This window comes from Facklamia sp. P9177, from assembly GCF_050409585.1.
In the GTDB taxonomy this organism is placed as follows: Bacteria; Bacillota; Bacilli; order Lactobacillales; family Aerococcaceae; genus Facklamia.
In genome coordinates, this window is the sequence record NZ_JBNUPE010000003.1 from 22338 (window position 1) to 37053 (window position 14716).

Genomic DNA, 14716 nt, shown 5'->3' on the forward strand with positions numbered 1-14716 from the left:
ACTAACCAATTAACGTTTATTAAGGTCTTAGACTATTGGTCTACTCTTTCTTCACGCGATTCATCCCAAATGAAATGGTAGCTGCCAACTTTATCCACACGTTCATAAGTATGCGCTCCGAAATAATCACGCTGTGCTTGAATTAAATTAGCTGGAAGTACTTCACTACGATACGAGTCATAATAAGCAATTGCGCTTGAAAATCCAGGAACAGCAACACCCGCTTGAACTGATAAAGAAACAATTTCGCGAACACTTGATTGATACTGATTAGTGATTTGAGTGAAGAAATTATCTAATAAAAGGTTATCTAATTCTCTATTACGATCAAAAGCATCAGAAATATCTTGCAAAAAGCGCGCACGAATAATACACCCTGCACGGAAGACACGGGCAATTTGGCTATAATTTAAATCCCATTGATATTCTTCGGAAGCGCTGCGATATTCTGCAAACCCTTGAGCATAGGACATAATTTTTGAAAAATAAAGTGCCTGACGAATTTTCTCTATCCACTGTTTACGATCCTTTTGGAAGCTAGAAGTATCATGCGAAGGTCCTTGAATAATTTGAGAAGCCTTAACACGTTCTTCTTTTAAAGCAGAGATAAAGCGCGCATAAACCGATTCTGTAATTGTAGGTAAGGGAACGCCTAAGTCTAAAGCTGATTGCGAGGTCCATTTTCCAGTCCCTTTATTACCAGCTTTATCAATAATCATTTCAACCATTGGTCGCTTGCTTTCAGGGTCTTTTTCCTTAAGAATCTTGGCGGTGATCTCGATTAGATAGGAATTTAATTCTCCTTGGTTCCATTCCTCAAAGACTTGAGCAATCTCATCTGCAGACATTCCTAATAATTTATCCATGATTGCATAGGATTCGGCAATTAATTGCATATCACCATACTCAATACCATTATGAACCATTTTAACATAATGACCGGCACCATTTGCTCCCATATAAGCTACACAGGGTTCTTGATCAGCTGGTGCTTTTGCCGCAATTTCTTTTAAGATAGGCTCAACTAATTCATAGGCTTCTTTTGGTCCACCAGGCATTAAGGCAGGACCATGTAAGGCACCTTCTTCCCCACCAGAAACTCCCATCCCAATAAAATGTATGCCAGAGTCAGCTAAAGTTTCTGCTCTTCTCATAGTATCTTTAAAGAAGGTATTCCCTCCATCGATTAAAATATCTCCTTGGTCTAAAAGAGGTAAAAGTGATTGGATTGTAGAATCAGTCGCTTGACCTGCTTTTACCATTAACAAGATACGACGAGGCTTTTCAATTGATTGAACAAAGGATTCCAAGTCATAGCTAGCTACTAAATTTTTATCTTTATTTTCGTTTATGGCTGCTTCTGTTTTAGACTGTGAGCGATTATAAATTGCTACACGATAACCTCTACTTTCAATATTTAACGCTAAATTCTTTCCCATTACAGCCATTCCAACTACACCAATTTGAGCTAATGTCATCTAATTATCTCCTTCACTTTCATGATTATCTCATTCTAACAAACTTTTAACTTGAATTAAAGTTAACTTAATAAAGACAAATTGCATTTTATAGGCGTTTGCGTTACACTATTTTTATCAATGGATAGGAGGTTCCAGCCAATGAAAGCCAACAAAAAAAAGAAAAGTAAATACGATCGACGTATAAAAATCTTTTCGATTATTATGGTGATTACCATGTTAGCTGGTGTCATTTTTAGTCTCGTAATTTCTTTTTTTCATTATAAAGGATAATAGGAATGAAGTGGATTCTGCCACTTCATTTTTTATTGATTCGATTTGGTTTTCCCAAACCATTTTTCCATTCCACCCTTTAGAATAAAGACTTGGTCATATCCATTCTTTCTTAATATATTAGCAGCTCTTGAACTTAAAAAATAATTATCATCCACTAAATAAACAGGAATATCTTTTCGAATTTCACTAAAACGCATTTTAAATTGCGACATTGGAATACTTCTAGCTCCTAAAATATGACGTGCATCAAATTCTCCTGCTTCACGAACATCAACCACTTGGACTTTGCGAATAATTTCATTTAATTCTCCACTAGCGACCAATTGGGCTGATCGCTTGCGCATTATCCAAAGGCTTACCCAGAAAATACCATAAACTAAAAGAACAGTTACAATTATCCACAAAAACAGTTCAAATATACTCATCATTATTTCCTACTTTCTTTTACTAAAATTAAATAAGCTGCTCCTAAAATTCCGGCGTCATTGCCTAATTCAGCTAAGCTTATTTGTGTTTGATCTTTGATAGGTTGAAAAACAAATTTTTGATATTGTTTTTCAATGGATTCCTTAAGGGAGTCTCCAGCCTTGGAGATACCCCCTCCGATAACAATCTGTTGCGGATTGAGAATGTTTGCTAAGTATGAACAAGCTAAGCCTATGTATTTTGAAAAGTTTTCAAAAATTTCCAGAGCAAAGTCATCATTAGCTTTTACTGCTACCATTAAATCCTCAGCTTCAACCACTTGGCTAGCTTGGAACATTTGGTACAAAGAAGATTGGCCTTGATAATCTTTAGCAAGAAGTTGACCCAAGTTATTGAGACCTTTGGCTGAAGCAATCGCTTCTAAGCATCCCTTTTTACCACATGAACAAGGAAAACGATCGGTAAAGTCCACTGTTATATGGCCAATTTCTCCCGCTGAACCCGAAGCTCCTTTAATCAAACGATTTTGGCAGATAATTCCTCCTCCAACTCCTGTTCCTAAAGTTAACATTGCTAAATCACTGCAACCCTTGCCTGCTCCTTGCCAGAGTTCACCAAGAGCAGCTGAATTAGCATCATTAATGATCATAAAGGGAAGGTTGATTGCTCTTTCAAATTGGCTTTTAACGGGATGAGGGTGTACCCAATTTAAATTATAGGCTCCCTTAACTGAACCATCTTCTAAAATAGTGCCCGGACTACCCATTCCAATGCCTAGGTAATCTTCTGCTACTTCTTGTCTTTCTTCTAATTTGTTTTGAATAGATTCGATAATCGAAGGAACAATTTTTTGACCTTTATTTTGAGTCATGGTTGGTATTGACCATTTTTCAATAATTTGACCTTTTTGTGAAATAATGGCCATTTTAACACTCGTTCCACCCAAATCGATGCCGATAATCTTTTTCATATACAGCCTCCTAGCGATAGTTAAAAATTTTACCCATAATTAAGAGAGCAGTCAAAATAAATATTCCCCAAAAAACCCTTGATCTTATCTTCTTATCAACACTGGCATGCAATCGGTGACCTAGACCTAAGACTAAGGTCGTCATACCACCGTATACCGCTCCACCAAAATGTCCCCACTGATCAATCCCTTGAGAAGAAAAACCAGTAATGACATTCAAAATAATTAACAGTGAAAAATTAATGGCTCTTTGCCTTAAAACAATCATATTGGGATACATTTTCGCTAAGACAATATAAGCTAGAAACAAGCCGAAAATACCTGTCGAAGCACCTGCTGAAACATTGTCATTAAAGGCAAAAGAAAATACATTGCCCCCAAAACTAGCAAGTAAATAAATTATTAAAAAGCGTCCGTGTCCAAGAATTTTTTCTAAGTCTTGCCCTATAAAATAAAGAGAAAGGTTATTAAAAAGCAAGTGTTCAAAACCAATATGTATAAAGCTTGGTGTAATTAATCGCCACCATTCTCCACCATAAAGAATTAATTCATTGGACTTCGCTCCCGTTTTTATTAAAGCCTCTAAGGATGTTGTTGTTTGAAATCTTATTAACATATAAATGAAGACCATTAAGTTGATCGCTACTAAGGAATAAGTAACGAAGGGTAAGGCTAAAATACGTCTCTTTTTCATATTTGAAACTCCTTTAATAATTTGAAGTCCATTATACACTAAGTAGCTATTTTTTCCTATTGAGCCTAATTCAGTTAAAAATAAAAAGTCTAGGTCATTAATGGCCCAGACTTTCATAAAAATTATTTTTTAACTTCACGGTGTAATGTTACCTTACGATCTCTTGGGCAGTACTTTTTAACTTCCAGACGATCAGGATTGTTACGTTTGTTTTTATTAGTTAAGTAATTACGTTCACCGCATTCAGTACATTCTAAATTGATGTTTACGCGCATGATTTTCCCTCCAAACTAAAAAATATTTACTCTTCCAAGAACAGCACTATAAAATTATACCATTGTTTCTAAAATTTAGCTATGGTTTTTTATTGATAATAATAAGCTCCATGAGTTAACTGGCTAGCAATTTCATGAATGGTCATATCAGAGTTCAATTGATATTCGCCTGTTTGAATTAATGAAGATAATTGCCATTGTTCGATAAGGTTTTGAAACTCTTGAGCGGAGGTAATATATCCTTCTGTTTCTAATCGCTGAGAAATCTGACTAGCATTCTCTCCTTGACGAATTACAAAGGCTCCTTCAGCAGAAGCTTGGTTATTATCTTCACTTGCAGTTTCATCATTAGAATCTATGGATTCATCTTGTTCTTCAGTATTATCACTCTCATCTCTCAGTGACTCTAAATAATCAATTGATTCTCTTTGTTTAGCAACCTTTTCTGTTAAGGATTCGTTATCGGTGGTCACTTTTTCTAATTGTTTTTTTAAGTTTTCATTATCGCCTGTTAGTTTTTCTAAACTGGCTTCACTTTCTTTAACCTTGTCTTTTAATTGCCTGGTTTCTTGCCCATCAAGTAAGCTAGGTAAGGTCACTCCCTCGATTGGCACATACCCTTGAACAAAGGTAGCATAAACAGCCGTTAGTAAACTGGCAATTAGAAGCCCCACCCCTAATGATCTTAATTTTTCTTTTTTCATATTAAACCTCCTAACTAGCGGTTTTCAATATATTCATCGATCACGTATTGAATGGTTACGAGCTCTTCATCAACCTCATCTTCAATTTCTTTTAAGGTATAACCTTGTGAATAGTAACGAATGATGTCTTCGCGATTGCGATCATTGACATCATAATTGACACGCGGTTGAACCACTTCTTCTGCAACTTCAAGAGCTTCATGCTCTTCAACTGCTTCAATTGCTTCAAATTCTTCAGCATCTTCTTTGGGTGCAAAATAAACATCTTGAGCTGTTAAAGGCTGCATAAATTCTTCCTCAACACTTTCAATGGAAGTATCTTCCACCTTGAGTTGATTAATCGAATGTTGTAACTGTCTGATTTTTTCTGCGTGATCTTCAAGCTTTTTATTTAAGCTTGCATTACCTGTAGAGTCTTTGGTAAACAAAGACATCACCAAGACAATAATTGCCAGCACCAATAGAGCCAGTACTAAAATCCAAATATCCATTATTTCACCTCATCTATTTTTTCTCAGTTTAGCAAACCTTTGTGAAGATTTAAATAAATCTTTCTGAAAATTTAACCCTAATTAAGGCGAAGTTAAATTTTTCTTATTCTTATAATCAATAATAGTCTCTCTAGTGGCTGATTTCAATTCAAAGTAAGCATTATACACGTCCCGTGCTATTCGAGTGGCTTCACCACCGTATGAAGACTGGTTAAGGTAAGGGACAATCACGCTAATAGCTATCTCAGGATCATCAAAGGGTGCATAACCAATGTAAGTACCATTTATAACAGGATCATTTTTTGCATATTGAATAGGTCCTGCATAGAAGGCTTCTGTCGTTCCCGTTTTCGACCCTACTTGAAAAGGATAATCCTGCAAATAAAATGAAGCAGTTCCTTCTTGGGTATGGGAAACCATTCGCATTCCTTCTTGAATTCTTTGCATTTGGGCAGGTTCATTTTGAATGACATTCATTAACTTTGGTGGAATAGTGGTAACAATCCCACCTAATTGACCGTTTTTATCAGTTCCGCGAACTTCTTTAACCAATCTAGGTGAATAACGTTTGCCGTTATTAGCTATTGTAGAGACATATTGAGCCATCTGTAACGGTGTGTATAAGTCGAATTGACCATACGATAAATCAAGTGCTGAAACTAACATATTACTAGCAGGTGTATATCCCGTTGATTCATTGGGGAGGTCGATACCAGTCTTAGTTCCCAAGCCAAATTCAGCAAAGTTCCTTCTCAAAATATCGATGGTCCGAGGATTAATATTCAATCGTCCCTCTTCTTCATAATTGTATTGCCCACCGATACGCATGGCTAACTTAATCATGTAAATATTTGAAGAACGTTGCAATGCAATCATATCATCAATAGGAATTTGCCCTGTTCGATTGAATAGGGATGTTTTCTCTTGAGAAGCTTGGAATTTTAATGGTTCATCAACAATTACATTATCTGTTAAAGAAATAACGCCTTCTTTATAACCCATTGAGATCATGGCAGGCTTGACACTAGACCCCATACCGTAGGATGTGTTAATGGCTCCTAAAGCGTCATCAACAATTTGCTCACGATTATAGGTATCATTTTTTTTATCATAAGCATATCTCTTACCGGAAATGCCTAATACTTCACCATTTTTTGGATTTAAGGCTACCACATAAACTCGATCATTTAATCCCTGTTCGGCTCCCATATTAACTAAACTGCTTTCAACAATCTCATCTAACTTAGCTTGAAAATCTGTATTGATAGTTAATACCAGATTGTTTCCTTTTGAACCTTCGTAGACTTTATCATTTTTTAGAATATCATCTTTAGCATCTGTCACAATATTAAAAACTGATTTAGAGCCTTTTAATATCGATTCATATTGCTTTTCTAAATAAGAAATTCCGATTCGATCATTCATAGCATAACCTTTAAGCAATAATTCCTTAGCGTCTTCTCTTGGAATACCGCGCTCTTCAGTCGAAACTTGTCCTAGGATAGAACGAAGCATATCCTTTTTAGGATAAACTCTTTGCCAATCAGTCCCAATTTGAATGCCGGGTAAGTTTCTTAAGTTTTCACTCACCCTAGCTATTTCTTCTTGGGTAACATTTTTATTTTTTATCGTAACGGTCGATAACTCGTAAGCAGCTGCCATACGTTTATAGATGGCAATAATTTTTAATTCGGCTTCCGAAAATTCTAAATCTTCGTCTTCAACTTTTGATAATTGAGCTTCATAAGCCTGACTGCCTGATAAAAGCAGTTCCTCATCATTTAAACGTTTACGAATTTCGTCGATATTATTTACGATAAAATAATCTTTCTTATCTCTTTCGGTAACTCCTTGAGTTGGTAATTCAATTAAAGAGGCTAACTGAGTAGCAATTTTAATAAGATCTCCATTATCTACCCTCGAGGCACGATCTCTGGTAAAGAGAATAGCTCGTTCCGGTTGATTACCGACAATCACATCACCTTGGCTATCATAGATCATTCCACGAGGCACAGCCCCCGTTGAAATGGTTGATTCGGTTCGTTGAACCATTTTAGTAAGACTTTCTCCTTTATATAGTTGCAAATAGCCCAGACGAATAAAAAGGGCTGTAAAAGCTAAAAAGGCTGTAAAAAATAAAAGATTTAATCGCCTAGGTATATGTGAACGCTTCTTTTTTTTATTTTTATTTAATTTTTTAGGCATCTTCATCATACTTTCTGTAATCTATTTCTAAAGTCTAAGTTATTATAGCAAACTATACCTCAAGTTGAAACTTTATCCGTTAAGTCATAAATTAACATTTATTATTTTGTGATTTTATCACTATTTTTTGCTAAGATAGATAAGCAATGTTTCAAGAAAAAGGAGTTTTTTCGTGAAAATTAAAAGTAGAAAATATTTTATTTTAGTGAATATATTTATTAGCTTCTTAATAGCAAGTATGTTAGCCTATTTGATGAAATTTATTCCCATAGGAGATCAACAAGAACGTACCCTGCTCACCGTTGATTTAAGCCAGCAATACATCGATTTTTTCAGTTTGTATCAACGAGCACTCACAGAAAATCCTAGACTCTTCCTTTATTCTTTTGAAAAAGGAATTGGTGGTGAGATGATTGGCTTATGGGCGTATTATTTAATGAGTCCCTTTAATCTGATTTTACTATTTTTTAAAACTGAAAATTTAGATTTCGCCATTCTATTTTTAACCCTCATAAAACTGCTAGCCATTTCGGCCAGTTTTTATTATTTTGTTGAAAAAAAATACACCATCCAGCCAGTCATGAATATAGCTTTTAGTCAAGCCTATACCTTCATGTCTTATACCATGGCCTACCAACTGAATATCATGTGGTTAGATGGATTATTCTGGTTACCACTAATTGCACTAGGTCTAGATTATCTACTCAAAGAGAACAAACCGCTTCTTTATGTTTTTAGTTTAGCGATTGCAATGATCAGTCATTATTACATAGCTTATATGATTTCGATCTTTTTAATGGGTTATAGTCTTTTTGTCATTTTCGAAGATGAGAAACACCTTTCAATCAAAAAAGTTTTTTCGCAATACTTTTCTTTTATAAAATATTCACTGCTTTCAACCGGATTGTCAGGACTCTTTTTACTCCCTACTTTTATTTCAACTCTGAGCAGCAAAAATGCTCATAAGAAAGGATCCTTCGATTTTATTTTTGATTGTTCAAGTGAACACTCCTTGATGGATTTACTGGCCAAAAACTTTATCGGTGCTTTTAATTTTAATCAGTTATCCAACGGTTCAGCCAATTTTTATGTGGGCATGACTGTGGTAGTTCTTCTTATCTTATACTTTCTCTCAGCTAAGATAAGAATGAAAGAAAAACTAATCAGCTTTATGTTATTAGTCTTTTACTTTGCCTCCTTTACTTTCACTAATTTAGATAAGGCATGGCACCTTGGTCAATTTCCGATTTGGTATCCTTCTCGTTTTTCATTCTTAGTTTCATTCTTTTTATTAATTTTAGCGATTCGCTCTTATAAATACGTTCATAAGATCAGACTCTATCAAATACTCACCATAGTTTTTTCTTTAACAGTCTTTTGTTTATTTTATTTTTTGAATGATAATTATAGCTTTTTAAGTGATGCAAAAATCTTTTATAGCCTCATCTTCATGCTCTTAATTAGTTTTATTTTCTATCTTAATCGCAAGCCCAATAAGGGTTTGCTTTTCCTAATACTCCTTCTAACATGTGGAGATATGACTCTAAACGGTTACTTCATTTTGTCATCTAATAATCATTATGTGCAACCTTCTCGATTTAAAGATTATATTGCCTTATTGGATGAGATGGTTGCCCCTGTTCAACCTAAAGAAAATGAATTCTATCGCATCCATAAGACCTTTAATCGAACAAAAAATGAATCCTTTTTCGCTAATTATCCTAGCGTCAATCATTTTGGATCAACCTTAGAGGCTTCTACTAGCCAACTGTATGGTTATTTGGGAATTCCACACACTAGTAATTCCATTTATTACACCAGTGGGACCCTGTTTACCGATGATTTTTTGAATATTCGCTACCTCATCGATATCACCTCCAATACAAATATGTATGCCACGGTTGAAAGTTACGCTTTATATCGAGAAGTCAGCGATTTTGATATTCGAGCGCATCAAAAACTCAAAAAAGAAAAGCGCTATGTCTACTATAAAAATCCGAATGTTTTGGGACTAGGAATGGAAGTATCTCCTGTGGTTATAAAAGCTAAGTTTAAAAAATATAAGCCCATTGAAAATCAAGAAATCTTATTAGACTTGCTGAACTTTGACGGTGAAAAGCTACAATTCTTTGAACAAAAAAAATTCAAAAAAATTGATTATCTAAATCTGAATGTGACCAATAAAGGAGATGGGGACTTCTATACCTATAAAAAAGAAAATCCCAAAAGGGATGCTTCTTTTGCCCTATCCTTTGATACTGAATCAAACAATCCCTTTTATTTTACTTTTCCCAATCATTTTTCTAACAACAGAGTTGAACTTATACTAGATAGTAAGCCTTATGAGTTTTATTCGCCTACTAACAGCCGCCAAATTATGGATGCGGCTTTTAAAAAATCAGGTAAAGAACATTCACTTAGAGTTAAGTTAAAGAAAAACACTTTTAAAGCCAACCTTATAAATCTCTATGAATTCAACCTTAAAAACTATCAGCAGTTAATCACAAAAAGAAAAAACAAGTCTCTAAAAATTACTTCTTTTGAAGAAAATACTTTGGAAGGCCAAATTAATATTGAGCAAGAAGAAGGATATTTGCTGATGACATTGCCTTATGATCCTTATTGGCATGTTAAAGTGGACAATCAGTCTGTAGAAGCCCTTCCAGTTTTAAATGATACTTTAATGGCTATTCCAATGACCAAAGGTAAACATACAATTAAGATGACTTATTTCCCCGACTCTATCTATTATGGTGGCTTGGTTAGCTTTCTAGCTATTGCTTTATTAATAGTAGATCAAAACAAATTTCGCCATAAAAATAAATAATTCATGTTATAATAAATATAGGCGTCCAACTTGCATAATGCTGAATAGTTGGATAAGATAGCTCTATTAAATTATAGAATAAAGGATGTTTTATTTGAAAAAATTATTTTTTATCCTTAAAAATGGCTTGAATAATCCACGCTTTTATATCGAGAGCCTCAATGTCAAATGGAAGCAAGTATTAGTCCTTCCTTTAATTATCACCATTTTAATGGCTTTGAATTTTGGAAAAGCCCTTTTTCCAACACTGCGATCCATTCAAACAGATATTAATGAAAGCATTAATTATCTACCTGATTTCCACATTAATGCGGGTGAACTCCAGCTTAATGAAGGCGAGAAAGCTCTATATTATGAATCACGACAATTTCAATTAATTATAGACGATCAGTTGACCAATCTTTCTGAAGGAGAAGGTTTAATTTTAAAGTCAGTAGATAATAGAGACCCTCAATTGACGAGCACCTTCAACTTGTTACTAGTTAAAAACCAAATACTGGTCTATACACCCGAAAATGGTCAGGTTTTTGCCTTTAATCATGATATGGTCACTAATAAAGAAAATCTAGCGGCCGTTTTGACTTATGCTAGTCAATTTAGTTTAACTCAACTCTTCTTTACTATAATAATGACTTGGATAGCCGCGGTCTTCGCTCACTTTTATTTTCTAGTTATTACCTCTTTATTAACCGGTATCTTGAACATGCGTTTAAACTTTCCTTTACCTTTTATGGTGCGAATGAAGTTAGTTATGGTTTGTTCTTTTGTGCCAATCTTAATGATAGAAATCATTCAATTATTATGGTCAGGCTTTTATGTTCCTTTCTATCTCTTTGTGGGCCTAACACTCTTTATTATCTACCATACTTTTAAACAACATACTCTCTTCATGCATCAATTGTTATCTCATATGGATATCAACATTATCAAAGAAGAAGATATTAAAACAGATGAAGACAAAAAGGACTCCTAATTCAGGAGTCCCTTAATTTGTCTTATTTTTTCGTTCTTGTCTAGCTCTCAATTTATTTTTACGTCGGCCAACTGAGCGTTTATGCTCTTTTATTTCTTGCTTCAGTTTATTTTTATAGCCCGGCTTGACTTTAGTCTTCTTAGCGCGATTAATTAATTGTTTTACCTTAGGATCTTGTGTTTTTTCTTGTGTATTTTTGCGAACGGAGCGTCGACTCCGATGATCAACTTCTTTTAACTCACCCTTACTATATTTGACTTCAGTAAATTTAATACCCTTGGCTTCTAAGCTCTCAATAGCCGCTTCATCGTCAGGCCCCATAAAGGTATAGGCTGTGCCGGTTAAGTCATTTCGCGCTGTTCGACCGACACGATGGACAAAGAATTCTAAGTCCTTTGGCAATTCGGTATTAATAACGTGCGAAATACCTGGAATATCAATTCCTCTGGCCGCAAGATCAGAAGCCACCACATATTGAAACTCTAGATTTCGAATTTGTTTCATTAAACGATTTCTTTCTCTTGGTTGCATGCCACCATGAATGGTGGCTATCTTTAAGCCCTTGCTTTTTAAAAATTCACTTAAGTCATCGGCATAATTTCTAGTATTACAAAAAACAATTGCTAAATAGGGCTGACCCATTGTTAATAGATTATAGACCATTTCCTCTCGTTTGATCCCTTTGATATCAATTAAGTAATTTTCCACTTGGTCAGTTAGCACTTGCTTCGGTTTAATCGTAATCTCTTTGGGTCCGGTCATGTATTTATTTAAGAACACTGCTACCTGCTGAGGAATCGTAGCAGAAAAAACCATCATTTGCAGATTCTCTGCCATTCTAGAAGCAATTTCATCGACAATTGATAAAAAACCCAAATCAAAAGTCATATCCGCTTCGTCCACAACCATCGTCTTAGCTGTTTGTACCCATAAAGCATTGGCTTGCATCAGATCAAAAATTCGCCCTGGCGTTCCAATTACTAGATGCGGTTGTTGGTTGGCTAATTTATCTATCTGTCTTTCCTTATCCGTTCCACCTATAAAACGTGAAATTCTGATACTCTCACTTTGATCACCTACTAATTCCGTCGCAAATTCATAAATTTGATTGGCTAATTCACGACTAGGAGCTGTAATAACTGCTTGAACTTTTTGATCGCTAGGATCTAATTGCTCCAATAACGGAATAAGAAAGGCATGTGTTTTTCCTGACCCAGTTTGAGACTTTACAATAAGGCTCTCGCCTTTTAAGGCAAGAGGGATCACTTCTTCTTGCACCGGGGTCAACTTTTTAAATGATATTCTATCCAGTCCTTGCTTAATAAATGCTTTTATATTTAATTCATTAAAATTCATATATTTCTCCTCTATATATTCTTTTGCTTATAATAACGTCATTCGTAAAAAAGTATACCATAAAGCTATCTGATAAAATATGACGGATTCTTAATCTTGAATCCAAGATCTAATTTGATATAATAAAAACTATGTAAAAATGGAGGCATCATAAAGATGAAAGAATATCGCTTAATTATGACTATTTTTGGGGCTAGTGGTGACTTAGCCCACCGTAAATTATACCCTGCCCTTTATCAATTATATAATAAAGGCTTTTTAGCTGACCATTTTGCAATAATTGGGACCGCTAGACGAGCATGGGACGATGAATTCTTTCGTCAAGTGGTTAAAGAAAGTCTTTCACAAGCTAAACAAGCGAATGAGAACATTGAAGATTTTCTCTCGCATTTTTATTATCAAGCTAATGATGTAAAGGAAAGTCGACAGTATAACCAACTTAAAAAGCTATCTCTTTCTCTCTCAGAAAAATATCAAACTCAAGGAAATCAGATTTTTTATATTTCTTTATCTCCTAAGTTATTCCCAGTTATTACCAGTCAATTAAAAAATCAAGGCTTACTCACTGACCAGGGATATAATCGACTAATTATTGAAAAACCTTTTGGATATGATGAAAAAACAGCTGAAGAATTACAGACTCAGTTAACTCAGTCCTTTGATGAAAATCAAATTTATCGAATTGATCATTATCTAGGTAAGAGTATTGTCAATCAAATTCTACCCATTCGGATGAACAACTTTCTCAGCCAATTCCTATGGGATCCAGCCAATATCGACCACATTCAAATCACTTTAGATGAAGAAATTGGAGTCGAAGATCGTGGAGCCTATTATGAAACTAGTGGGGTCAGTCGCGATATGATCCAAAATCATGCCCTGCAATTATTAACCTTGATCACTATGGACCTACCTGCTAATAGGAGTAATGAGGCTTTAAGGCAGAAAAAAATTGATCGATTGAAACAATTGAAACACTATGCTGACTTAGAAGTTTTAAAAAAACATGTGGTACGTGGGCAATACATACAAAGTGAAGACCAAAGTCACGTAGCTTACCGTCAAGAAAAAGACGTTGCCAGTGACTCGACAACCGAAACCTATATGGCTTTAAAAATAGCCATTGAGCAAGATAAATGGGCAAACACCCCCATCTATTTGCGCTCAGGTAAGCATCTTAATAATAAACAGACCGATATTAAAATAATCTATAAGAAGCAAGCTGAAAATGTTCCAGCTAACTATTTACAAATTGAATTAGCTCCTCATGCTGGCATTCGTTTGTGCTTATCCCAGTCTGATTCTACCCATCGTAACGAAATTAAAGAGCTCAATTTATGCTATCATCTTCCACGAGAACTTACCAAGGTTATACCAGGTGACTACGAAAAATTACTTTTTGACTGTATGAACGGCGACCTGAGTAATTTCGCTCACTACCTAGAAGTCAAGTATGCTTGGCAATTTATCGATTCCATTCATGCTCTATGGCAAGAAGAAAAAGATCCCGATTTGGCTTTCTACCCTGCCCAGTCTAACGGACCAGAAGCAGGTGACTATCTGATCGAAAAGGACAATCGCTCATGGTTTAATGAATAACAAAACAAAATAAAGATCCTTTCACTTTAACCTGTACTAGGCACTGCCCCCAAATAGTGAGGCAAACATAAAAACACCTCCGTTGAATTCGTGTGAAATGAATTTAATGGAGGTGTTTGATTAGGGTTAATCACCTAGCTTACTCTGCAGAAACAAAATCGAAATGTATTGAAATGAAAAATGAAGGCCGGACTAATAAACAAATAATAGATGAATGAAACATTAAGAACACATCTCAAGTAAAAACTTGCTGGCCTTGGGACCGTTAAAGTCAAACCTAGCGCTTCAATCAAGCTGGAGGTAAACAATAGACTTATGGCAAAGGATTAGAAGAACTTAGCGAGATAGATCCACTCAAAATCAAATTAAAACGTCAACAAGCAGCCTAATAAAGGTGTTTTTTATTCTGTCCCATTTATGGGGTGCAATGCCACGATAAAGG

At 35.1% G+C, this 14716-nt stretch carries 13 protein-coding genes; 4 read left to right on the forward strand and 9 right to left on the reverse strand.

Going from position 1 to position 14716, the window contains the following annotated elements; genetic code table 11:
• Window positions 1-32: 32 nt before the first annotated feature.
• Window positions 33-1478: an NADP-dependent phosphogluconate dehydrogenase gene (gene gndA / locus ACQV18_RS01930; protein ID WP_428874692.1), complete on the reverse strand. Its 1446-nt coding sequence runs from the start codon at window positions 1476-1478 to the stop codon at window positions 33-35.
• A 141-nt stretch (window positions 1479-1619) separates the two neighbouring features.
• Here gndA and ACQV18_RS01935 point away from each other — a divergent pair, with 141 nt between their 5' ends.
• Window positions 1620-1751, forward strand: coding sequence for a hypothetical protein (locus ACQV18_RS01935; protein ID WP_428873784.1), 132 nt, complete (start codon window positions 1620-1622; stop codon window positions 1749-1751).
• 32 nt (window positions 1752-1783) lie between these two features.
• Here the strand turns inward: ACQV18_RS01935 and ACQV18_RS01940 are convergent, their stop codons facing one another.
• From ACQV18_RS01940 to ACQV18_RS01970, 7 genes are all read right to left on the reverse strand, one after another.
• Window positions 1784-2182, reverse strand: coding sequence for a rhodanese-like domain-containing protein (locus ACQV18_RS01940; protein WP_428873785.1), 399 nt, complete (start codon window positions 2180-2182; stop codon window positions 1784-1786).
• Complete coding sequence (locus ACQV18_RS01945) at window positions 2182-3150, reverse strand: ROK family glucokinase (protein WP_428874691.1); 969 nt, start codon at window positions 3148-3150, stop codon at window positions 2182-2184. Before ACQV18_RS01945 ends, ACQV18_RS01940 begins: the two co-directional genes overlap by 1 nt.
• Window positions 3151-3160: 10 nt before the next feature.
• Window positions 3161-3844: a rhomboid family intramembrane serine protease gene (locus ACQV18_RS01950; protein WP_428892471.1), complete on the reverse strand. Its 684-nt coding sequence runs from the start codon at window positions 3842-3844 to the stop codon at window positions 3161-3163.
• A gap of 122 nt (window positions 3845-3966) precedes the next feature.
• The gene (rpmG, locus tag ACQV18_RS01955; RefSeq protein WP_090290502.1) at window positions 3967-4119 is read right to left on the reverse strand and encodes a 50S ribosomal protein L33; all 153 of its coding nucleotides are present in this window, start codon (window positions 4117-4119) and stop codon (window positions 3967-3969) included.
• Between the two features lie 89 nt (window positions 4120-4208).
• Window positions 4209-4823, reverse strand: a complete 615-nt coding sequence (locus ACQV18_RS01960; protein ID WP_428873788.1) for an endolytic transglycosylase MltG — start codon at window positions 4821-4823, stop codon at window positions 4209-4211.
• A 14-nt stretch (window positions 4824-4837) separates the two neighbouring features.
• Window positions 4838-5314, reverse strand: a complete 477-nt coding sequence (locus ACQV18_RS01965; protein ID WP_428873789.1) for a terminase gpP N-terminus-related DNA-binding protein — start codon at window positions 5312-5314, stop codon at window positions 4838-4840.
• Window positions 5315-5395: 81 nt separating this feature from the next.
• Window positions 5396-7519, reverse strand: coding sequence for a peptidoglycan D,D-transpeptidase FtsI family protein (locus tag ACQV18_RS01970; protein ID WP_428874690.1), 2124 nt, complete (start codon window positions 7517-7519; stop codon window positions 5396-5398).
• A gap of 172 nt (window positions 7520-7691) precedes the next feature.
• Between ACQV18_RS01970 and ACQV18_RS01975 the strand changes: the two genes are divergently transcribed.
• A complete protein-coding gene (locus ACQV18_RS01975) occupies window positions 7692-10346 on the forward strand; it encodes a YfhO family protein (RefSeq protein WP_428892472.1) in 2655 nt (884 codons plus the stop codon).
• 94 nt (window positions 10347-10440) lie between these two features.
• Window positions 10441-11319: a DUF1189 family protein gene (locus ACQV18_RS01980; protein ID WP_428875809.1), complete on the forward strand. Its 879-nt coding sequence runs from the start codon at window positions 10441-10443 to the stop codon at window positions 11317-11319.
• Between the two features lie 12 nt (window positions 11320-11331).
• Here ACQV18_RS01980 and ACQV18_RS01985 read toward each other — a convergent pair whose 3' ends face one another.
• On the reverse strand, window positions 11332-12675 hold the full coding sequence (locus tag ACQV18_RS01985) for a DEAD/DEAH box helicase (RefSeq protein ID WP_428892473.1): 1344 nt from the start codon (window positions 12673-12675) through the stop codon (window positions 11332-11334).
• Between the two features lie 156 nt (window positions 12676-12831).
• On the opposite strand from ACQV18_RS01985, the gene zwf reads away from it, so the two are divergent.
• Window positions 12832-14274, forward strand: a complete 1443-nt coding sequence (gene zwf, locus ACQV18_RS01990) for a glucose-6-phosphate dehydrogenase (protein WP_428874687.1) — start codon at window positions 12832-12834, stop codon at window positions 14272-14274.
• Window positions 14275-14716 lie beyond the last annotated feature (442 nt).

What these genes read in the sequence shown, in the direction of transcription:
- gndA (WP_428874692.1), bottom strand. Translation starts at nt 1,478, where the DNA reads ATGACATTAGCTCAAATTGGTGTAGTTGGAATGGCTGTAATGGGAAAG.
- ACQV18_RS01935 (WP_428873784.1), top strand. Translation starts at nt 1,620, where the DNA reads ATGAAAGCCAACAAAAAAAAGAAAAGTAAATACGATCGACGTATAAAA.
- ACQV18_RS01940 (WP_428873785.1), bottom strand. Translation starts at nt 2,182, where the DNA reads ATGATGAGTATATTTGAACTGTTTTTGTGGATAATTGTAACTGTTCTT.
- ACQV18_RS01945 (WP_428874691.1), bottom strand. Translation starts at nt 3,150, where the DNA reads ATGAAAAAGATTATCGGCATCGATTTGGGTGGAACGAGTGTTAAAATG.
- ACQV18_RS01950 (WP_428892471.1), bottom strand. Translation starts at nt 3,844, where the DNA reads ATGAAAAAGAGACGTATTTTAGCCTTACCCTTCGTTACTTATTCCTTA.
- rpmG (WP_090290502.1), bottom strand. Translation starts at nt 4,119, where the DNA reads ATGCGCGTAAACATCAATTTAGAATGTACTGAATGCGGTGAACGTAAT.
- ACQV18_RS01960 (WP_428873788.1), bottom strand. Translation starts at nt 4,823, where the DNA reads ATGAAAAAAGAAAAATTAAGATCATTAGGGGTGGGGCTTCTAATTGCC.
- ACQV18_RS01965 (WP_428873789.1), bottom strand. Translation starts at nt 5,314, where the DNA reads ATGGATATTTGGATTTTAGTACTGGCTCTATTGGTGCTGGCAATTATT.
- ACQV18_RS01970 (WP_428874690.1), bottom strand. Translation starts at nt 7,519, where the DNA reads ATGCCTAAAAAATTAAATAAAAATAAAAAAAAGAAGCGTTCACATATA.
- ACQV18_RS01985 (WP_428892473.1), bottom strand. Translation starts at nt 12,675, where the DNA reads ATGAATTTTAATGAATTAAATATAAAAGCATTTATTAAGCAAGGACTG.
- zwf (WP_428874687.1), top strand. Translation starts at nt 12,832, where the DNA reads ATGAAAGAATATCGCTTAATTATGACTATTTTTGGGGCTAGTGGTGAC.